Here is a 21,737-nt window from a genome sequence, read left to right on the forward strand (position 1 = left end):
ATCCATCACGAAATTTGTGTCGCAGTGCAGACTAAATTTCTGGATATCCGGAGTGCTGCTGACGTTCTGAAGAAGCTGTGTCGACCAGCTCGAGGCAATTGATCAGCGTATCTGGCGACCGATGGGGGCGCCGATGAGGGGAGGCGTGCATCTCGTCAGTCGCATCCGGAGCGGGCCATTTTGGTGCGGCGCGGGAAATATGCCTATATTTATGCTGAAGCAGATTAATATCCGGTTTTGCATATACCCATACAATTCAATTACCGTTTTTATAATAAAAGACTGATTTCTGCTTACCGGAATATTATTTGAGTAAACCCTCCAAACTTTGTATTCGGGTATCAAATAAAGTTTGACGTCAAAATTTTTTCCTTGCTATCTTCTGCACCCAAGTGAACGGCGCCACTGACATCACCGTGTAACGAACGGTGGGTTGTCATACGAAATGTAAGGTGCCGTCCGCTCAGCTGACAATTGCCTGAACGTGCTGGCGCGTTTTTTTCGGTGCATAACCGGGGCGCGCCGGCCGGAACGATTCCTTGAAAAAGAATGAATTTGCATTCGAATTGAATTCTTTCAATTCGAATTGCTAATTGAATTTGAAATGAAATGTTCGGGTTGATGTGGTGGTGATGCCGACCTGGCTTCGCCGCCAGCAGCAATCCGATACTGGGCGAATCGCTTGGGGGATGGATGGTGGGCATGAAAGTCGAAGAACGTCTGGCTACGTCGAACAGCGGGCTGGCTACGCTGGGCCGTCCGCGAGAGTTCGGCAAGAAGCAACAGAACCCGGTACGCCGGTTCGGCGGCATCGGAATCGTCCTGGTGCTGCATGCCGTGCTGATCTACGCGCTGCTCAACGGCCTCGCGACGAAAGTCGTGCAGGTGATCCAGCACCCGATCGAAACCCGCATCATCGAGCCGGTCAAGCCGCCGCCGCCGCCGCCGATGCCCGTAGTCAAGCTCCCGCCGCCGAAATTCGCGCCGCCGCCGCCGCCGTTCGTCCCGCCGCCGGAAGTGCCGGTGCAGGCGCCGCCGCAGGCGACGATCACGCACCAGTCGGCCCCGGTACCGTCCGCGCCGGCCGTGCAGGCGCCGGTCGTGGCGCCTCCGGCGCCGGCCAAGCCGGTCAGCCATGACGTGGGGGTGGTTTGCCCGAATTCGGACACGCTTCGCGCGTCGATCCAGTATCCGAAGGAAGCGCAGGAAAACAACATCACGGGCGATGTGACCATCGAATTCGTCGTGGATGCGGAAGGGAACATCACGAACGAGCGCGTGGCGCAGTCGGCCGATCCGATCCTCGATCGCGCTGCCTTCAACACCGTGAAGCGATTCAAGTGCGTCGCGCAGGGCCAGCCGGTACGGGTCCAGGTTCCGTTCTCGTTCAATCTGAATTGATGCAGTGGGCGGTCCGGTGCGATCCGGGCCGGGAAAAACCATCTCGAACTGACGTATTAAGTTCATCGAAATAACTGGAGTGGGGTATGACGAAGCGTTCACTGGCCGCGCTGGCGGCAAGCATCCTGATGTCCGTCGCGGCAATCGACGGGTTCGTTGCACCGCAACTCGCCCACGCGCAGGCAAGCGGCACGGCCGGCACACCGGCACAGGCCGCGGCACCGTCGGCTGCGCCGGCCCCGGCTCCGGCCGCCGCCGAGCCGGCTCCGCCGCCCGCGCCGGCCACGACGGAAGCGGTCGAGAATCCGTACGGGCTCGGCGCGCTATGGAAGAACGGCGATTTCGTCGCCCGTTTCGTGCTGATCCTGCTCGTGATCATGTCGATGGGAAGCTGGTACATCATGATCACGAAGTTCGTGGAGCAGTTGCGCGCCAATCGCCGCGCGAAGCTGGCGGACGCGCAGCTCTGGTCCGCGCCGTCGCTGGCCGAGGGCGCCAAACTGCTCGACGAGGCATCGCCGTTCCGCTTCATCGCCGAAACGGCGATCGAGGCCGGCGAGCATCATGACGAGGCGCTGCTGGAAGCGGTGGACCGCAATACGTGGATCGACGTGTCGGTCGAGCGCTCGATCACGAACGTGTCGAACCGGATGCAGGACGGGCTCGCATTCCTGGCCACGGTGGGCTCCACCGCGCCGTTCGTCGGGCTGTTCGGCACGGTCTGGGGGATCTATCACGCGCTGACGGCCATCGGCATCGCCGGCCAGGCGTCGATCGACAAGGTCGCCGGCCCGGTGGGCGAGGCGCTCATCATGACCGCGATCGGCCTCGCCGTCGCGGTGCCGGCGGTACTCGGCTACAACTTCCTGGTCCGGCGCAACAAGTCGGTGATGGAGCGGGTCCGCAACTTCGGCGCGCAACTGCACACGGTGCTGCTGGCCGGCAATCGGCGCCCGGTACGCGCGTCGTCGTCGTCGCCGGCGGCTGCGTCGCTCGCGAACTGATCGGCTGACGGAGACGCGCGATGGCCATGAACGTCGGGCAGGACGATAGCGACGAGGTGATCGCCAACATCAACACGACGCCGCTCGTCGACGTGATGCTGGTGTTGCTGATCATCTTCCTGATCACGATTCCGGTCGTGACGCACACGATCCAGCTTCAGTTGCCGAAGGAGACGGTGCAGCCGCTGCAGACGACGCCGAAAAGCGTCGAGATCGCGGTGAACCGGGACGGCGATTTCTTCTGGGGCGAACAGCTGGTGGATGCACAGACGCTGCTCGCGAAGCTGAAGGACGTGTCGCAGCAGCAGCCGCAGCCGAGCGTCCACGTGCGGGGCGACCAGAACACGCGCTACGAGTTCATCGGCCGGGTGGTCACGATGTGCGAGCGCGCTGGGATCGCGAAGCTGTCGTTCATTACCGAGCCGCCTGCGCGCGGTGGATAGTCGCGCGCGGGAATCGTGGTGGAACAGGGGGCTGGCGGCAAGTGGGGGAGCGCTGACGCCGGTTGGCTGCGAAGGACGGGATCTGCGTGAGCGCTAAAGCACTGACGCGGGTCGACCGCGAAGCATGGGACCCGCGTAAGCGCTGAAGCGCTAACGCGGGTCGACAGGAGTCGAAGATGGGAATGAATGTGCCTTCGGGCGGTAGCAACGCCGAACCGGAAGTGATGGTCGATATCAACACCACGCCGCTGATCGACGTGATGCTGGTGTTGCTGATCATGCTGATCATCACGATCCCGATTCAGATGCATTCGGTGAAGATGGACCTGCCGGTCGGTAATCCACCGCCGCCGGCCACGCCGCCGGAAATCGTGCAGATCGACATCGACTTCGACGGCACGACGACCTGGAACGGTGCGCCGGTGCCGGACCGCGCGGCGCTCGAGTCGAAATTGACCCAGGTGGCGGCGGAACCCGTGCAGGCGGAGATCCACCTGCGTCCCAACAAGCTGGCGCCATACAAGGACGTGGCCGCCGTGCTCGCATCCGCGCAACGCGTGGGCGCGACCAAGATCGGCCTGATCGGTAACGAACAGTTCATGCAATGAAGACACGGACGAGCCGATGAACCAGCAACGATGGAAACAGCTGATGGCGGTGACGGCGCTCGGCGCGGCCGGCCTGTTCGGACGCCCGGCGTTGCCGGCGGACGCGCTGCGGCCGGACGTGGCGAAACCGTTGGCGGCCGCGCAGGAGCTGTACCGGGCGCACAAGTATCGCGACGCGCTCGGCAAGATCGCCCAGGCGGCGGCCGTGCCGAACCGGACGCCGTACGAAACCTACATGGTGGAGGAGATGCGCGGCGCGGCAGCGATGGCGGCCGGCGACTCGGGCACGGCCGCGCAGGCCTACGAGAGCGTGCTGAACTCGGGACGGCTGTCGGGCGAGGACGAACAGCGGACAACGGCGGCGCTGGCCGGCATCTACTTCCAGCAGAAGAACTACCCGCTGGCGATCCGGGTCGCGCAGCGCTACCTGAAGGCGGGTGGCTCGGATCCGGAAATGCGCACGCTGCTCACGCAGTCTTACTACCTGTCCAACGATTGCGCGCCGCTCGTGAGCCAGTTGAAAGCGAGCACGGACGCGCAGGCGAATGGCGGACACGCACCGGATGAAGGGCAGCTGCAGATGCTGGCGACCTGTGCGCAGAAAGTGAAGGACGGCAACGCCTATCGCGGTGCGCTCGGACTGCTGGTGGCTTATCACCCGAGCCCCGCGTACTGGGACGAAATGGTTACCGCCATTCGCGGCAACCCCGGTTATCTGCCGTCGCTCGACCTCGACATCTACCGGTTACGTCGCGCAACGGGCTCGCTCGCGACCGCCAACGCGTACATGGAGATGACACAGCTCGCGCTGGTTGCGGGGTCACCCGCCGAGGGCAAGCAGGTGATCGACCAGGGGTTCGCGTCCGGCGTACTCGGCAAGGACGCGCAGGCGGATCGCGAGAAGCGGCTGCAGACGCTCGCCGCAAAACGCGCGCAATCGGGCGGCGATGCCACGACACCGGCAGCGCCGATCGACGCGGGCATGAACCTCGTCTTCGCGGGTCATGCGCAGGAGGGGCTGCAGATGATGGAGCAGGCGATCGCGAAGGGAGGGCTCGAGCATCCCGATGCGGCGCGGCTGCGGCTCGGCGAGGCGTATTACGTGGCCGGCCAGAAGACGCATGCGGTCCAGGTGCTGCGCACGGTCAAGGGTACCGACGGTTCCGGTGATCTGGCACGGCTCTGGACGGTGGTGGCGTCACGGTAACGCAACGGAAGTACACGGCCGCGCGCAACGCGAGCGGTCGGAAAGCGGTGTGCCGCCGCGATCGCACCCATGCACGACGAGCAGGTAAGCCGATGGAAAGGGGCAATCTTGTTAATTAGTAAACCGAATGAAATGAGCAAGCGCTGCGAGGCCGCACGACGCCAGTGCATTGCCGCACCGCGCGTGGCTTGCACGTCGCGACAGCGTGCGGCGGGGGATCGCGCCGGGCCGGCTGCATCACGGCATCGGTCGAGGCTTGACGACATCAAACCGATTTCGACTGCGAGGGACCGTCTTTCCATGGTTTTGCCCCCTGATGAGTCGGTGCTCGTTGCCGTGTCGCTCGGCAACAAGATCCGGGCGCTGCGCCAGCGCCTGAAACTCACGCTCGACGAAACGTCGACGATCGCCGGCATTTCGAAGCCGTTCCTGTCGCAGGTCGAGCGCGGGCGAGCGACGCCGTCGATCACGTCGCTGGTGCGGATCGCGAAGGCGCTGGGCGTGACGATGCAGTACTTCATCGACACGCCGACGGAAGCGCGCTCGGTATGCCGCGGCAACGCGCTGCAGTATTTCCAGTTCACGAACTCGGCCAGCCGGTTCGCCAGGCTGACGAACCCGGTGGACAGCCGCAAGCTCGACGCGATTCTCGTCCGGATGCCGGCGGGGCAGCTTCCGTCCGAGATGACGACGCACGCGGGCGAGGAGTTCGTCTACGTATTGCGCGGGCAGTTGGCGCTGACGCTGGAGGATTGCACGTTCACGCTGAACGAGGGCGATACCGCGCATTACGAATCGACAATGCCGCATGCGTGGCGCAATACGGCCGACGAAGAGGCGGTGATCGTCTGGGTCGGCACGCCCAGGCTGTTCTAGCGAAGGCGGCCGGCAGGAAGGAGAAATACCCGATCGGATGCGGAGGGGGGGCATCAAGGCGCGCACACAGGCTCGCCGCGTGCAGAACCCGCTGTCCGCCGAATCGGGAAGAAGCAGGCAATGCGCTCAATGTAGGTCATTAGTATGACGAATCAAAATAGAAAACAACGGTGACGCTGGATGGTGCGGGTGACCCGAGGCCGATCCGTTCGAGTCGTGGCAGTCGAAAGCGTGGCAATCGCGGGTTCCGGTACACGGGCACCCAGGACGCGCAAGGAATTCACAAGGTTCCGGCGCACAGCAGGTGGGGTCTTACTACGAGCGAGAGGGAAGAAAATGAAGCAGAGAGTGTTGGCGTTGGCAATCAAGAGGATAGTCTGGGCGGAACTGGCGCTGACGGCCGCACTGGCGCCGCCGGCGTTCGCCCAGAGCCAGCCGGCGCCGGGCGCCGTCGCGATCGCGGATGCGGTCGCGAGCGGCGCGCCCGTGACCGTTGCACAGGCGGGCGGCACGGCGGGCAGCGCCGCGGCACCGGACGCTGCGGCGCCCGATGCGGCACCCGGTGCAGCGGCCGAGGCGACGCCTGCCGCACCCGCCGCGAACGGGCAGGGCAAGGTCGCGCAGATCAAGCGGTTCGAAGTGACGGGCTCGCTGATCCGGCAAGCCGACAAGACGGGTTTCCAGCAGGTGCAGACGATCACGCCGAAGGAAATCCAGGCCAGCGGCGCGGTGACTGTCGCCGACTTCCTGCGCGATGCGGCAGCCAACTCGGCGAACAGCTGGGGCGAAGGGCAGTCGGGCAACTTCGCGGCCGGAGCAGCCGGCATTGCACTGCGCGGCCTCTCGGAGAAGTACACGCTCGTGTTGGTCGACGGCCAGCGCGTCGCGCCGTATGCATTCTTCTCGAACAGCGTCGATTCGTTCTTCGACCTCAACACGATCCCGCTCAACGACATCGAGCGGATCGAAATCGTGAAGACGGGCGCCGTGTCGCAGTACGGTTCGGACGCGATCGGCGGTGTCGTCAACATCATCACGAAACACAATTTCCGCGGCCTGCAGCTCGACGGCAGCCTCGGCAGCGCGATCAACGCCGGCAATGGCGACGGCACGATGAAGTTCGGCGTGCTCGGCGGCTTCGGTGACCTGAACGCCGACCGCTTCAACGTGACGGCCGCGCTCAGCTACTACAAGTCGAACGGCTTCACGCTGGCCGACCGTGATTCCACGCGCAACCAGGACTTCACGGGCAAGCCGGGCGGCTTCTCGCTGCTCGCGCCGTCCTACTGGAACATGCCCGACGGCAGTGCGCAGGCGCTTAGCGGCGGCTGCCCGTTCGGCGGCTCGGTTCGTCCGGCCGCGTCGAATTCGCTGTCGGCCGGGTTGCCGGGCACCGTCTGCGGGTACAACACGGCGGAAAGCACGTCGATCCTGCCGATGACCGAGCGCCTGAACGCGAAGCTCCATGGTGACTTCAAGATCGACGACAAGACGACCGCGTTCGCCGACTTTCTGGAGAGCTACAACACGACCACGACCAACGACGGCCTGTGGAACAACGTGATCGGTAACTCGCAGAACCCGGCGCTCGTCTGGAATCCGCAGACGAAGCTGCTGTCGCCGTTCAACTACACGGTACCGGCCAGCAACCCGTACAACACGACCGGCGCGGCCACGCCGCTCACCTATGCGTTTCCGAACACGGTCGCGCAAAAGACCTGGGCCAACTACTGGCGGGCGGCCGCCGGCATCAAGGGGTCGTTCACGCTGCCGTACGGCGACTGGGACTGGGCGACGTCGGTCAGCCATTCGCAGAGCACTGTGTCGAACGTGTTCACGAACCAGCTGAATGTGAATGCGCTGAACAACATCTACCAGAACGGCACGCTGAATTTCGCGAACCCGGCCGCGACGCCGAACGCGTTCAACGGTCTCTATCAGGAGGCGAACAACCTCGGCATCTCGAAGCTCGACACGATCGATGCGACGCTGTCGACGCCGAACCTGTTCCATCTGCCGGCCGGCGACGTCGGCATCGGCTTCGGCGCGCAGTTCACGCACCAGAGCGAAACGCTGACGCCGGGTTCCGAGTACCTGAGCGGGGCCGTCATCACACCGGACCTCGAGACGGTGGATGGCCAGCGCAACGTCGCGGCTATCTATTACCAGATCAACATACCGATCATCGAGAACCTGACGTTCAGCCAGGCAGGCCGCTACGATCACTACACCGACGTGGGCGGCGCTTTCTCGCCGCGCTTCGCGTTGCGGTACCAGCCGATCAAGGCGCTCACGTTGTATACGTCGTACAACCGCGGCTTCCGCGCGCCGACCTTCGTCGAGGACAGCAAGTCGCAGACGCTCGGCATCCAGGTCGATCCGGCCACCGGCCAGAACTACACGTCGATCACCGTCGGCAACCCGAACCTCGCGCCGGAACGCACGCGCAACCTCAATATCGGCTTTCAGGTCTCGCCGAGCCGTTACACCGACCTCAGCTTCGACTGGTACAAGATCCGCATCGACAACGTGATCGGCCAGGGCAAGCCATCGCAGGTCGTGACCGACCCGACGACCGGCCAGCTGCTGTACAAGGTGATTCCGTACCAGAACCTCGGCTACCTCGACACGAACGGCTTCGAAGGCACGTTCCGCCAGGGCCTGCCCCTGAAGGGCTGGGGCACGATTACGCTTTCGGGCGACTGGGCTTACGTCAACAGCTACAAGATCGGCTTCCCGGGCGCCGCGCCGGTCAACGGCGCGGGCAACAACTTCACGATCACGCAGCCGTTCGGCGGCAGCTTCCCGCGCTGGCGCGGCAACACGACGCTGGACTGGAACTACCGGAAGTTCGATGCGGCGCTGACGTGGCAGTTCACGGGCCCGTACGCGCAGAACCTGATGCCCGAGCCGAGCAAGGTCGGTTCGTACAGCCAGTTCAACCTGATGGTGACGTACACGGGCTTCAAGAACTGGACGATCTACGGTGGCATCGACAACCTCTTCAACCGCACGCCGCCGTACGACCCGATCTTCGCGAACGGCACGCTGAGCCAGAGCGGGTACGACACGTCGGTGTACTCGTACATCGGCCGGTTCGCGCAGGTCGGCGCGACGTACAAGTTCTGATGGCGGTCGCGATGCACTGACAGGTTTTGGACAGGCCGCTCCACGTCCACTACCCCCTTTTCGGGGCGGCCTTTTTTCACCTGGCGCCACGACGGCCCGCAACCGGGACGCGCGGCGGTGCAGTTCATCCGATCGTGACCAGCACGAACCATCCGCGGGACGCGGCCGTATGCTGCGTCCGGCACGGGCATCGATTGCGCGCAGGCTTCACACCCGCACGCTTCCGGACAGACTGACCATGAGACTGTTGAATGGGCGACGGGCACGCGCGCCGCGCCACTCGCACCTGACGCGCACGCACGGGCGGATGCGCACCGCCACGCGCGCCGCGCTGCTCGCGTGCGCCGCGTGGCTCGTATCGGGCGGCGTCATGCCGCAGGCCGCGCTCGCCGTGCCGGCGATCTCGCAATACGACCATCCGAAATATCCACCGGGCTTCACGCATTTCGACTACGCGAATGCGGATGCGCCGGACAGCGGCACGCTCCAGTTCGAAAACTACGACGAATCGCAGAGCTACGACTCGCTGAACCCGTTCCTCGTGCGCGGCGCACCCGCACCGGACATCAAGAACCTGATGTTCGACACGCTGATGCAGCGCAGCTGGGACGAGCTCGCGTCCGAATACGCGCTGATTGCGGACGACGTCGAAGTCGCGCCCGACGGGCTGTCGGCGGCGTTCCACATCAACCCGGCCGCACGCTTCTCGAACGGCGACCCGATCACCGCGGCCGACGTCAAGTATTCGTTCGACACGCTGACCAGCCCGCAGGCGTCGCCGCTGTACAACGCGCAGTTCGCGATCATCAAGCGCGCGGTGGTGGTCGACGGCCACACGGTGCGCTTCGAGTTCAAGCACGCGGAGCGCGACGCCGCGCTGATCGCGGGCGACCTGCCCGTGTTCTCGCCGAAATGGGGGCAGCGCGCGGACGGCACGCGACCGCCGTTCGACCAGATCGCGAACGTGCCGCCGATCGCGAGCGGGGCGTACCTGATCGACCAGCGCAAGAACGACAAGCAGATCAGCTACGTGCGCAACCCGCATTACTGGGCGGCGAACCTGCCGTCGCGACGCGGCATGTTCCGCTTCGCGCACGTGTCGTTCAAGCTGTACCTGGACCAGTACACGGCGCTCGAAGCGTTCAAGGCCGGCGACATCGACGCGCGGATGGAATACAGCGCGACGCAGTGGGCGCGCAAATATGTCGGCAAGAACTTCCGCAACGGCATGCTCAAGCGCGGCGAGTTTCCCGACGGCCCCGCACAGATGCAGGGCTTCCTGATGAACATGCGCAAGCCGATGTTCCAGGACGTGCGGGTGCGGCATGCACTCGCGCTGGCGTTCGATTTCGACTGGATGAGCCGGATGATGTTCTACGGGCAATACCGCCGGACCAACAGTTTCTGGGAGGCGAGCCCGTTCGCGGCATCCGGCATGCCGAGCGAGAAGGAGCTCGCGCTGCTCGAGCCGTTCCGCTCGGCGCTGCCGCCGGAGGTGTTCGGCCCGATGGTCCAGCAGCCTTCGACGCTGCCGCCGAACTCGCTGCGCGCGAACCTGAAGGAAGCGCGCGACCTGCTCGCGCAGGCCGGCTGGCATTACCGCGACGGCGCGCTGCGCGACGCGAACGGCACGCCGATGACGATCGAGATCATCGACGACCAGCCCGGCATGGACCGCCTGATCCTGCCGTACACGCAGGCGCTCGCGATGCTCGGCATCCACGCGTACCTGCGCGAGATCGACAGCGCGGTTTACCTGAAGCGCCTCGACAATTTCGAGTACGACATGACGACGTACATCTACCTGCCCGTGACGATTCCGGGGGCGGAGCTGACGCGCCGCTTCGGCAGCGCTGCCGCGTCGCAGCCCGGCTCCGAGAACTATCCTGGTGTGAAGTCGAAGGCCGTCGATGCGCTGATCCGCGCGGCGCTCGCGGCCGACACGCTCGACGATCTCGAGACGGCCACGCACGCGCTCGACCGCGTGCTGATCAACCTGTACGCACTGATCCCGCAGTACTACCTGCCGAACGCGCGGATCGCGTACAAGGCGACGCTCGGCCACCCGGCGATCGTGCCGGATTCCTATCAGTACGAGGACTGGATCATCGATTACTGGTACGTGAAGCAGCCGGCGGCGAAACCCGCGCCTGCCGCCTGACGGAGGAACGACGATGCTGGCATACATACTCAGGCGATTGCTGCTGATGATCCCGACGCTGATCGGGGTGGTGACGATCACGTTCGCGGTGACGCAGTTCGTGCCGGGCGGCCCGGTCGAACAGGTGCTCGCGCAATTGCGCCACGGCAGCGCGCGCGGCGGGGAGGCGGGCGGCGCAGGCGGCGGCTACCACGGCAGCCAGGGCGTCGATCCGCAGCAGATCGAGCAGATCCGCAAGCAGTTCGGCTTCGACAAGCCGCCGCTCGAGCGCTACGTGCTGATGCTGAAAAGCTATGCGACGTTCGACCTCGGCCAGTCCTATTTCGCGCATCGCAGCGTGTGGGCGGTGATCCGCTCGAAGCTGCCGGTGTCGATCACGCTCGGGATGTGGACGGTGATCCTCACGTACCTGGTGTCGGTGCCGCTCGGCATCGCGAAGGCGGTGCGCAACGGGTCGCGGTTCGACACCGTGACGAGCGTGCTGGTGCTGGCCGGCTACGCGGTGCCCGGCTTCGTGCTCGGCGTGCTGCTGCTGATGCTGTTCGGCGGCGGCACGTTCTGGCAGGTGTTCCCGATGCGCGGGCTCACGTCCGACAACTTCGACGACCTGACGCTGATCGGCAAGGCGCTCGACTACCTGTGGCACATCGTGATGCCGGTGACGGCGTCGGTCATCGGCAACTTCGCGATCGTCACGATCCTGACCAAGAACACGTTCCTCGAGGAAATCGGCCGGCAGTACGTGCTGACCGCACGCGCGAAGGGCGCGCCGGAGCGCGACGTGCTGTGGAAGCACGTGCTGCGCAACGCGGCGATCCCGTTGCTCACCGGGCTGCCGGCCGCGTTCGTCGGCGCCTTCCTGAACGGCAACCTGCTGATCGAGACGCTGTTCTCGCTCGACGGCATGGGGCAACTGTCGTATGACTCGGTGATCCGCCGCGACTATCCGGTCGTGCTCGGCTCGCTGTTCCTGTTCACGCTGATCGGCCTGCTGACCAAACTCATCGCGGATATCTGCTATGTCCTCGTCGACCCCCGCATCCAGTTCAACCGCCTGGACCACTGACCCGGCGTGCGTCGCGTGCGCGGCCTCGCCGTCGCCGTGGCGGCGCACGTGGCTGCGCTTTCGCGCGCAGCCGCTCGGGTACTGGAGCCTCGTGATCTTCACCGTGCTGTTCGCGCTCAGCCTGGGTGCGGACCTGCTGTCGAACGACCGGCCGCTGATCGTGCGCTACGACGGGCACTATTACTTCCCGATCGTGAAGGACTATCCGGAAACCCTGTTCGGCGGCGATTTTCCCGCGATGACGAACTATCTCGATCCGTATATCCGCTCGAAGCTCGAGTCGCACGGCAATTTCGCGATCTATCCGCCGAACCGCTATCGTTACGACACGATCGACTATTTCGCGTCGCGGCCGTATCCGGCGCCGCCGTCGTCGAGCAACTGGCTCGGCACCGACCAGTTCGGGCGCGACGTGCTCGCGCGGCTGCTGTACGGGTTCCGCCTGTCGGTGCTGATGGCGTTCGCGCTGACCGTGTCGGGCGTGCTGGTGGGCGTGCTGACCGGCGCGCTGCAGGGCTTCTACGGCGGCCGCACCGACCTGGTCGGGCAGCGCCTGATCGAGATCTGGAGCGCGCTGCCGGACCTGTACCTGCTGATCATCTTCGCGTCGATCTTCACGCCGTCGCTGTGGCTGCTGTTCATCCTGCTGTCGATGTTCGGCTGGCTCGTGCTGTCCGACTACGTGCGTGCCGAATTCCTGCGCAATCGCGCGCTCGACTACGTGAAAGCGGCGCGCACGATGGGGCTGACGAACGCGCAGATCATGTGGCGCCACGTGCTGCCGAACAGCCTCACGCCGGTGATCACGTTCCTGCCGTTCCGGATGAGCGCGGCGATCCTGTCGCTGACGAGCCTCGACTTCCTGGGCCTCGGCGTGCCGCCGCCGACGCCGAGCCTCGGCGAGCTGCTGCAGGAGGGCAAGAACAACCTGGATGCGTGGTGGATCTCGATCGCGGCGTTCGCGGCGCTGGTGGTGACGCTGCTGCTGCTCACCTTCATGGGCGATGCGCTGCGCAACGCGCTCGACACGCGCACGCGCGGTTCGGCATTCGGCGGAGGGCGGTGATGACGCGACCGTTGCTGCAGATCGACGGGTTTTCCGCGCATTTCGGCGCGAACGCGGCCGTCCAGGACCTGAGCCTGTCGATCGGCCGCGGCGAGCGCGTGGCGCTCGTCGGCGAGTCGGGGTCGGGCAAGAGCGTGACCGCGCTGGCGATCCTGCGGCTCGCGCAGCAGGCGACGCTGTCGGGGCGGATGCTGTTCGACGGCGAGGATCTGCTCGCGAAGACCGAGCAACAGATGCGCGGGATTCGCGGCGCCGATATCGCGATGGTGTTCCAGGAGCCGATGACGGCGCTCAATCCGCTGTATACGATCGGCAAGCAGATCGCCGAGAGCCTGCGGCTGCACGAAGGGCTGCGCCCGGGCGACGCGCGCGAGCGCGGGATCGCGCTGCTGCGGCGCACCGGGATTCCGGAGCCGGAGCGGCGCATCGACAGCTTCCCGCACCAGCTGTCGGGCGGGCAGCGGCAACGCGCGATGATCGCGATGGCGCTGGCGTGCCGGCCGCGCTTGCTGCTGGCGGACGAGCCGACCACCGCGCTCGACGTGACGGTGCGCCAGCAGATCGTCGATCTGCTGATCGAACTGCAGGAGCAGGAGGCCGCCGCGCGCGGGATGGCCGTGCTGCTGATCACGCACGACCTGAACCTCGTGCGGCGCTTCGCGCAGCGTGTGGCCGTGATGGAGAAGGGCGTGCTGGTGGAAACCAACACGACCGCCGAGCTGTTCGCGGCGCCGCAGCACCCGTATACGCGCCGGCTGCTCGACAGCGCGCCGCAACGGGCGGTCGAGCCGGTCGCCGCCGGCGCGCAGACGATCCTCGACGTGCGGCATCTCGCCGTCGACTACCGGATCGCGGCAAAGGGCTGGCGCTCAGTGCTCGGCAAGACGACGTTTCGCGCCGTGCACGACGTGCAGCTGAGCCTGAAACGAGGCGAAACGCTCGGGATCGTCGGCGAGTCGGGCTCGGGGAAATCGACGCTCGCGGCCGCGGTGCTCGGCCTGCAGCGGCCGGCGTCGGGCGGGATCGAGATCGACGGCATGCCGCTGGCGTCGCTGCGCACGACGCAGGGCCGGCGCACGCTGTACGGGCGCATGCAGGTGGTGTTCCAGGATCCGTTCGGCTCGCTGTCGCCGCGCATGACGGTCGAGCAGATCGTCGGCGAAGGGCTGGGCGTGCACCGGCCGCAGGTGGCCGGCGACGCGCGGCGGGCGCGGATCGCCGCGCTGCTGCAGGAGGTCGGCCTGCCGGCCGAGGCGATGCTGCGCTATCCGCACGAGTTTTCCGGCGGGCAGCGGCAGCGGATCGCGATCGCGCGGGCGCTGGCGGTGGAGCCGGAGCTGCTGGTGCTCGACGAGCCGACGAGCGCGCTCGACGTGTCGATCCAGAAGCAGGTGCTGAATCTGCTGACGAATCTTCAAAAGAAGTACAAACTCAGCTACCTGTTCATCACGCACGATCTGGCGGTGATGCGCGCGATGGCCCACCGGGTCATCGTGATGAAGGCGGGGCGCGTGGTCGAGGCGGGCGAGACGCTCGACGTGCTGCACGCGCCGTCCCATCCGTATACGCGGGCGTTGCTCGCGTCGTCCATGCTGGCGCCCGAGCATGGCCCGCAGCAGAGGCAAGAGAGAACCGATGATTGACGAGAACCGGGCGCCGGGCGCCCGAGCCGTGCAGGCGGCGCAGGCGTTGCGCAGCGACGCCGATTTCTGGTCGCTGCGCATCGTCGACGAGACGATCGACGAACACGCAGTGCGCAACGACGTCGCGCAGCCGTTTTCTCGGACGCGCGAGCGCGGCGCGATGCTGACGGCCTGGGCCGGCACCGGCGCGGGCTATGCGGCGACGCCGGACCTGTCCGCAGCCGGGTTGCAGGCGGCGCTCGACATCGCCACCGCGCGGGCGCGGGCCAGCGCGCCGTGGGCGCTGGTCGATCATCGTCAGGCTGCGCGCCCGCAGGCGAGCGGCACGTATGCGTCGCCGGATGTCGACGCGGCGCTGCCGTCGCGCGCGGAATGGATCGAGCGTCTCGCGCACGAATGCGCGGCGGCGAACCTCGGCGCACGGATCGTCGAGCGCGCGGCGAGCGTGATGATCGTGCACACCGAGCAGTGCTACGTGACGAGCGACGGCGTGCGGATCGACCAGCGCTTCCGCTTCCTGATGCCCGAGTTGCAAGCGGTTGCCCATGGCGACGGCGACACGCAGACGCGCTCGCTCGGTCAATCGGGCACGCTGGCGCAGGGCGGCATCGACGTGCTGGAGCGCTACGGTTTCGACGGCGCCGGCGTTCGTATTGCCGACGAGGCGCTGCAGTTGCTCGCCGCGCCGAACTGCCCGGCCGGCCGGCGCGACCTGCTGCTGATGCCGGACCAGATGATGCTGCAGATCCACGAGTCGATCGGGCATCCGCTCGAGCTCGACCGGATTCTCGGCGACGAGCGCAACTTCGCCGGATCGAGCTTCGTCAGGCCGGAGATGGTCGGCCACTATCAATATGGCTCGCCGCTGCTGAACGTCACGTTCGATCCGGAGCCTGCGGCCGAAGCCGCGTCCTACGCGTTCGACGACGACGGCACGCCGGCGCGCAAGCAATACCTGATCCGCAACGGCGTGCTCGAACGGCTGCTCGGCGGGGCGCTGTCGCAGCAGCGTGCGGGCCTGCCGGGCGTGGCCAACTCGCGCGCGTCGAGCTGGAACCGCGCGCCGATCGACCGGATGGCGAACCTGAACGTCGAACCGGGCGACCAGTCGCTCGATGCGCTGATCGCGGGCACCGAGCACGGGATCCTGATGCGGACCAACACGTCCTGGTCGATCGACGACCACCGCAACAAATTCCAGTTCGGCTGCGAATTCGGGCAACTGATCGAGAACGGCCGGCTCACGCAGGTCGTCAAGCGCCCGAACTACCGCGGCATCTCCGCCCAGTTCTGGCGCAGCCTGCGCGCGGTCGGCGATGCGAGCACGTTCGGCATTTACGGCACGCCGTACTGCGGGAAGGGCGAGCCTGCGCAGATCATCCGGGTCGGCCACGCCGCGCCGACCTGCGTGTTCGCCGGCGTCGACGTATTCGGAGGCGCGTGATGACGGGATTCGATCCGATGGCACGCCGTGGCGGAATCGACTGGTACGCGTATTTCACGCGGCTCGCCGAGGACGCGCAACGGCTGACGACGCCCGCCGAAACCGTGCTGCTCGGCTTCTCCGGCGAAACGTCCGACTTCATCCGCTTCAATGGCGGCAGGATTCGCCAGACCGGACGCGTCACGCAGGGGCGGCTGTCCGTGCGGCTCGTCGACGGGGCGCGACAGGCGCACTCGACGCTGACCGTCTGCGGCGATCCGGCGGCCGACCTGCGCGAACTGGCGCACGCGGTTGCCGTGTTGCGCGACGGCCTGCGCGATGCGCAGGACGACCCGCACCTGCTGTTCGACACCTCGTCGTGGGTGCAGGAAACGCGCCGCACCGGGCGCCTGCCGGATGCGGACGGGCTCGCGCGAATCGTGGCCGAATGCGCGCGCGGGCTCGACTTCGTCGGTTTTTACGCGGGCGGCACGCTGGCGCGCGGCTTCGCATCGTCGACCGGCAGCCGCGGCTGGTACGAGGTCGAGAATTTCAACTTCAGCTGGTCGCTGTACGACCCGAGCGGCCGCGCGATCAAGACCGTCCATGCGGGCGACGACTGGCGCGATGAAGTGTTCGCGGCCAAGGTCGACGCGGCCGCTGCTCGGTTGCCCGTGCTCGGCCGCACGCCGAAGGCGCTTGCCCCCGGGCGCTATCGCGCGTACTTCACACCGGACGCCATTCTCGAGATGACGAGCCTGCTCGGCTGGAGCGGCTTCTCGGCGCGCGCCGTGGCGAGCGCCCGCAGCCCGCTGCATCGCCTGTACGCCGGCGAGGTCGCGCTCGATCCGCGCGTGTCGATCACCGAGGATTTCTCGCTGGGCATCGCGCCGGCGTTCAACGCGGACGGCTACCGGCGCGACAGCGTGCCGCTCGTCGTCGAAGGGCGGGGCGCCGGGCAGCTCGTGTGCGCACGCACCGCGCGCGAGCACGGGCGCACGCCGAACGGCGCGGACAACGCCGAATCGCCGCAGTCGCTGACGATCGCGGGCGGCACGCTCGCCGATGCCGACGTGCTGGCCGCGCTCGACACGGGGCTCTACGTCGGCAACCTCTGGTACCTGAACTTCTCGGACCCGATCGCGTGCCGGATGACGGGGATGACGCGCTTCGCGACGTTCTGGGTCGAAGGCGGGCGCATCGTCGCGCCGGTCGACGCGATGCGGTTCGACGACAGCTTCTACCGGCTGTTCGGGTCGGCGCTCGAGCAGCTCGGCGCGGTGCCGGCGCTGCTCGCGAACGACGACACGTACGGCGAGCGGGCCACCGGAGGCGCGCGGCTGCCGGGGCTGCTCGCGCGTTCGTTCGAGCTCACGCTGTAGCGCGTTCGCCGACACTCGCCGATGCCGTCATTCTTCATCGACCGTCCGGTATTTGCGTGGATCGTCGCGCTCGCGATCGTCGTCGCGGGCGTGCTCGCCATTCCGCAGTTGCCGATCGCGCAGTATCCGCGCCTGGCGCCGCCGCGGGTCGTGATCACCGCGTCCTACCCGGGCGCGTCGACCGAGACGGTCGATGCCGACGTCGGCAGCATCATCGAGGAAAGCCTCGACGGCGCCGACGGGCTGCTGTACTACGAGACGAGCAGCGACGGCCACGGCAACCTCGAGATCGACGTGACGTTCGCGCCCAGCACCGATCCGGACATCGCGCTCGTCGACGTCAACAACCGGTTGAAGCAGGTCGAGCCGCGGCTGCCGCAGCAGGTCGTCCAGCAGGGGATCGGCGTGTTCAAGGCGGCGAACACGTTCCTGATGCTCGTCACGCTGACGTCGACCGACGGCACGCGCGATTCCGCGCAGCTCGGCGATTACCTGAACCGTTACGTCCTGCGCGAGCTCAAGCGTGCGCCGGGTGTCGGTGCGGCCGAGCTGTGGGATGCCGACGAGGCGCTGCGCGTCTGGCTCGATCCGGTCAAGTTGCGCGAGTACGATCTCGGCGCCGATGACGTGATCGCGGCAATCGGCGCGCAGAACGCGACGGTCACGGCCGGCGCGATCGGCGACGCGCCGTTCGTGCGCGGCCAGCAGCTCACCGCGACAGTCGTGGTCAAGGGCCAGCTCACGTCGCCCGAGGAGTTCGGCCGGATCGTGCTGAAGTCGAAACAGGACGGCTCGGTGGTGCGCGTGGCCGACGTCGCGCGCGTCGAGATCGGCCGCGACGACTATTCGTTCTATTCGCGGTTGAACGGGCGGCCAGCCGCGACGGTCGGCATCCAGCTCGGCCCGCGCGGTAATGCGCTCGAAACGTCGAACGCGATCCGCGCGCGGCTCGCGGAACTCTCGCGGACGCTGCCGCCGGGCGTGGCGGTCGAGATTCCGTTCGACGGCGCGCACTTCGTCAAGATCGCGATCCACGAAGTCGTGCTGACGCTCGTCGAGGCTGTCGTGCTGGTGTTCTGCGTGATGTGGCTGTTCCTGCGCGACCTGCGCTACACGTTGGTGCCGACCGTCGTGATTCCGGTCACGCTGATGGGCGCGTTCGTCGCGATGTGGGCGTTCGGGCTGTCGATCAACGTGTTCACGATGTTCGGCCTCGTGCTGGCGATCGGCATCCTGGTCGACGATGCGATCGTCGTCGTCGAGAGCGTGCACCGTGTGATGGAGGAGGGCGTGCTGCCGCGCGAGGCCACGCGCCGGGCCATGAAGCGGATCGGCGGGGCGATCGTCGGCGTGACCGCGGTGCTGACCGCCGTGTTCGTGCCGATGGCGTTTTTTCCGGGCAGCGTCGGCGGCATCTACCGGCAGTTCGCGGTCGCGATGATCGCGTCGATGCTGGTTTCGTCGTTCATGGCGCTGTCGCTCACGCCCGCGCTGTGCGCGAACCTGCTGAAGCCGGTCGCGCGACACGATGGCGGCGCCGGCCGTGCGCAGCGACGCGGCATCGGCGCGCGTCTGGCCGACCGGTTCGGTGCGGCCTTCGCGCGCGCCGAAACCGGTTATCGCCGCGTCGCCGTGTTTGCCGTGCGTCGCACCGGCGTGGTCGTGGCCGTCTATGCGGCGCTCGTGATCGGATGCGGGCTGCTGTACTGGATGATGCCGGGCGGTTTCCTGCCGACCGAGGACCAGGGACAACTGCAGGTGATGATCCAGTTGCCGGCCGGCGCCACGCAGGCGCGCACGCTCGCGGTCGTCGAGCGTGTGGAGGCGATCCTGCACGGGGAGCCGGCGATTGCGAACGTGACGAGCGTGATCGGCTGGAGTTTCGTGGGCAGCGGGCAGAACGTCGGGATGGCGTTCGTGGAACTGAAGGACTGGGCGAAGCGCGACGTCGACGCGATGGCGTTGCGCGACCGGCTCAACACGCGTTTCGGCGCGATCCTCGACGGCGATGTCGAAGCGGCGCTGCCGCCTTCGGTGCGCGGCATCGGGCATTCGGACGGCTTCACGTTCCGGCTCGAGGATCGCGGCGGGGTCGGGCTCGACGCGTTGAAGGCGGCCCGCGAGCAGCTTGCCGAGCGCGCGAAGGCGGATTCGCTGCTTTCCGCCGTGCATTTCGAGGACCTGCCGGACGCGCCGCGCATCGAGCTCGATGTCGATCGCGCGAAGGCATATGCGCTTGGCGTGCCGTTCGAGCGGATCGCAGGGCTGCTGGGCGGCACGTTTGGCTCGAACTACATCAACGACTTTCCGGCGTCGGGCCGGATGCGGCGGGTGATCATCGAGGCCGATCCGGAAGCTCGTGCGACCGATACGCAGCTGATGGCGCTGACCGTGCCGAACCGCACCGGCGACATGGTGCCGCTGTCGGCGATTGCCGCGCCGCACTGGACGATCGGGCCGGTGATGCTGAACCGGTACAACGGTTATCCGTCGCTCGACATCAGCGGCCGGGCGGCCACCGGCACGAGTTCGGGCGCGGCGATGGCGGAGATGGAGCGGCTTGCCGGTGCGCTGCCGGCCGGGATCGGCTTCGACTGGGTCGATGCGGCGCGCGAGGAGCAGATCGCCGCGCGGCAGACGCCGCTGCTCGTCGGGCTGTCGGTGCTCGCGGTTTTCATGGCGCTGGCCGCGCTGTACGAAAGCTGGACGATTCCGCTGTCCGTGCTGACGATCGTGCCGCTCGGCATGATCGGCGCGCTCGCGGCGGCGCTCGCGCGCGGCATGCCGAACGACGTGTATTTCAAGGTCGGGATGATCACCGTGGTCGGGCTGGCGGCGAAGAACGCGATCCTGATCGTGCAGTACGCGCGTGACCTGGCCGGGCGCGGCGTGCCGCTGCGGCAGGCGGTGATCGACGCGGCCGCGGCGCGCTTCCGGCCGATCGTGATGACGTCGATGGCGTTCCTGCTCGGTGTCGTGCCGCTCGTGCTGGCGACGGGCGCAGGCGCGGAAAGCCGGCGGTCGATCGGCACGGGCGCGTTCGGAGGCGTGCTGGCGGCGACGGTGTTCGGGCTCGTGTTCGCGCCGGTGGCGTTTCGGGTTGTCGCGTCCGTGGGCCGGCGTGGTCGGCGCGTGGGGACGGCCACGCACGATGCGCGTCAGGCGGAGACGGTTCGGGAGTGAGCGAGCGCGGCGGCGGCCGCGCTCCGTTAGTCTGCAGGAGTCTGTTGACGATCCAGCTTCGATGGATCGAGGTGCTCCGGCGTGCCGGAAACCGACCGCTGCAAACCAACGGAAGTATGGCGACGAAGTGTGGCGATCGTTGCGCGATCAGCGCCAGTATTGCTCGACCCACGGGCAGACTTGTTGCCAGTCGGCGGATTTCGTAAGGCGGGAAATACGTCGGCGCGGCCGATGTCGCAAGTGCGGCGTCGACGCGGCCGATGTTGCGATGCCGGGCTCGCGGGTTTACGCGACCCGAAAATTCTCGCCGCGATGTGTCACATCTACGGGCACGGGACGACAAATACCACGCCAGTCGAACAATCAGTCGTCAGCCGATTCGTCGTAGCGCTTACCGGGGAGAAGCCTTTCGATCACCCGGTCGATTAATCGGACGAGATTTCGATGTCTGCTGGCAAATTCATCACACGCGCTCAGGAAACCCGTGCATCTGACACGGGCGCTTCCAGACGCTCCTTTTTGACAGGAGAACCCTGATGAACCCGATTCAAAAGCTCATGCTGTGTGCCGCCATTCCGTTCCTGCTTGTCACCGGTGCTGCTCAGGCAGACGGCGGTGGCATTGGCCGCAGCGGTACTTATATGTCGCACACAAGCGACTGGCCCATGATGATGATGGACAAGCTCACGCCCGAACAGCGCACGCAAGCGATCGTCATCCAGCAGAAAATGATGGCGATGGAAATAGAGCACAACGAAGCAATGGCAAAGATGCAAATGCAGTACGACAGGGAAATGATGAGCATGCAGAACCAGTTGCTCGAACTCTACAAGGGGCACTGAGCGTGGCGAGCCCGCTGTCAAATTCCGGGCTCGCTCGTCCGTTCATGCATTGAATCCGTCAGGCCGGATACGGCGTCGCAGTCGGGTTGCGGAATCCAGGACGTCGCGATGTTGGCTTGCCACGGTAGTAAAGACTGATTTCCCATCGGATCGGGGCTGCGGGCGTGGAAAGTAATATGCATCCCAAAGTGATTTGACATAATCAAGATTATCGATAGTTTTGGTGTAAGAGCAAAGTTGTAATGTCGCATCTGAGCAAAGTTGAAATGTCGTAGTTCAAGGGTTTCGGCGCATGCTGGCGGC

Annotated in this window: 17 protein-coding genes; 15 read left to right on the plus strand and 2 right to left on the minus strand. The window is 66.3% G+C overall.

Translation table 11 applies throughout. The features are described 5' to 3' along the window. Nucleotides 1-341: 341 nt before the first annotated feature. Nucleotides 342-704, minus strand: a complete 363-nt coding sequence (locus tag HWX39_RS33545) for a hypothetical protein (protein WP_175971859.1) — start codon at nt 702-704, stop codon at nt 342-344. Here HWX39_RS33545 and HWX39_RS33550 point away from each other — a divergent pair. The 15 genes from HWX39_RS33550 (at nt 703) to HWX39_RS33620 (ending at nt 21,434) form a co-directional block, all read left to right on the plus strand. Next, nucleotides 703-1,401 carry an energy transducer TonB gene (locus tag HWX39_RS33550; RefSeq protein WP_175971860.1) on the plus strand — a complete coding sequence of 233 codons (699 nt, stop codon included), beginning with the start codon at nt 703-705 and terminating at the stop codon, nt 1,399-1,401. The two genes, HWX39_RS33545 and HWX39_RS33550, sit on opposite strands and share 2 nt — an antisense overlap. Nucleotides 1,402-1,487: 86 nt before the next feature. Beyond that, on the plus strand, nt 1,488-2,405 hold the full coding sequence (locus HWX39_RS33555; protein WP_175971861.1) for a MotA/TolQ/ExbB proton channel family protein: 918 nt from the start codon (nt 1,488-1,490) through the stop codon (nt 2,403-2,405). Nucleotides 2,406-2,425: 20 nt separating this feature from the next. Beyond that, entirely contained in the window at nt 2,426-2,848 is a 423-nt protein-coding gene (locus HWX39_RS33560; protein WP_175013681.1) for a biopolymer transporter ExbD, read from the plus strand. 176 nt (nt 2,849-3,024) lie between these two features. Then, complete coding sequence (locus HWX39_RS33565) at nt 3,025-3,456, plus strand: biopolymer transporter ExbD (protein WP_175971862.1); 432 nt, start codon at nt 3,025-3,027, stop codon at nt 3,454-3,456. Nucleotides 3,457-3,472: 16 nt separating this feature from the next. Further along, nucleotides 3,473-4,663: a tetratricopeptide repeat protein gene (locus HWX39_RS33570; protein ID WP_175971863.1), complete on the plus strand. Its 1,191-nt coding sequence runs from the start codon at nt 3,473-3,475 to the stop codon at nt 4,661-4,663. 300 nt (nt 4,664-4,963) lie between these two features. Next, on the plus strand, nt 4,964-5,539 hold the full coding sequence (locus HWX39_RS33575; protein WP_174947947.1) for an XRE family transcriptional regulator: 576 nt from the start codon (nt 4,964-4,966) through the stop codon (nt 5,537-5,539). Between the two features lie 336 nt (nt 5,540-5,875). Further along, nucleotides 5,876-8,668: a TonB-dependent receptor gene (locus HWX39_RS33580; protein WP_175971864.1), complete on the plus strand. Its 2,793-nt coding sequence runs from the start codon at nt 5,876-5,878 to the stop codon at nt 8,666-8,668. Nucleotides 8,669-8,975: 307 nt separating this feature from the next. After that, complete coding sequence (locus HWX39_RS33585; RefSeq protein WP_175971872.1) at nt 8,976-10,829, plus strand: extracellular solute-binding protein; 1,854 nt, start codon at nt 8,976-8,978, stop codon at nt 10,827-10,829. 13 nt (nt 10,830-10,842) lie between these two features. Further along, nucleotides 10,843-11,895, plus strand: coding sequence for an ABC transporter permease subunit (locus tag HWX39_RS33590; RefSeq protein WP_175971865.1), 1,053 nt, complete (start codon nt 10,843-10,845; stop codon nt 11,893-11,895). After that, the gene (locus tag HWX39_RS33595; RefSeq protein ID WP_175971866.1) at nt 11,849-12,961 is read left to right on the plus strand and encodes an ABC transporter permease; all 1,113 of its coding nucleotides are present in this window, start codon (nt 11,849-11,851) and stop codon (nt 12,959-12,961) included. Before HWX39_RS33590 ends, HWX39_RS33595 begins: the two co-directional genes overlap by 47 nt. Then, nucleotides 12,961-14,604 carry a dipeptide ABC transporter ATP-binding protein gene (locus HWX39_RS33600; protein ID WP_175971867.1) on the plus strand — a complete coding sequence of 548 codons (1,644 nt, stop codon included), beginning with the start codon at nt 12,961-12,963 and terminating at the stop codon, nt 14,602-14,604. Before HWX39_RS33595 ends, HWX39_RS33600 begins: the two co-directional genes overlap by 1 nt. Further along, entirely contained in the window at nt 14,597-16,048 is a 1,452-nt protein-coding gene (locus HWX39_RS33605) for a TldD/PmbA family protein (protein ID WP_175971868.1), read from the plus strand. The genes HWX39_RS33600 and HWX39_RS33605 overlap by 8 nt, the downstream gene beginning before the upstream one ends. Further along, nucleotides 16,048-17,409 carry a metallopeptidase TldD-related protein gene (locus tag HWX39_RS33610; protein WP_175971869.1) on the plus strand — a complete coding sequence of 454 codons (1,362 nt, stop codon included), beginning with the start codon at nt 16,048-16,050 and terminating at the stop codon, nt 17,407-17,409. Before HWX39_RS33605 ends, HWX39_RS33610 begins: the two co-directional genes overlap by 1 nt. A gap of 21 nt (nt 17,410-17,430) precedes the next feature. Beyond that, the gene (locus HWX39_RS33615) at nt 17,431-20,592 is read left to right on the plus strand and encodes a multidrug efflux RND transporter permease subunit (RefSeq protein WP_175971870.1); all 3,162 of its coding nucleotides are present in this window, start codon (nt 17,431-17,433) and stop codon (nt 20,590-20,592) included. Between the two features lie 536 nt (nt 20,593-21,128). Then, nucleotides 21,129-21,434, plus strand: coding sequence for a hypothetical protein (locus HWX39_RS33620; protein WP_175971871.1), 306 nt, complete (start codon nt 21,129-21,131; stop codon nt 21,432-21,434). 17 nt (nt 21,435-21,451) lie between these two features. Here the strand turns inward: HWX39_RS33620 and HWX39_RS35980 are convergent. Next, on the minus strand, nt 21,452-21,737 hold a 286-nt coding region (locus tag HWX39_RS35980), incomplete at its 5' end, for a hypothetical protein (protein ID WP_208458862.1).

Origin of the sequence: Burkholderia sp. BCC0322, assembly GCF_902833045.1 — a bacterium.
Lineage (GTDB): Bacteria > Pseudomonadota > Gammaproteobacteria > Burkholderiales > Burkholderiaceae > Burkholderia.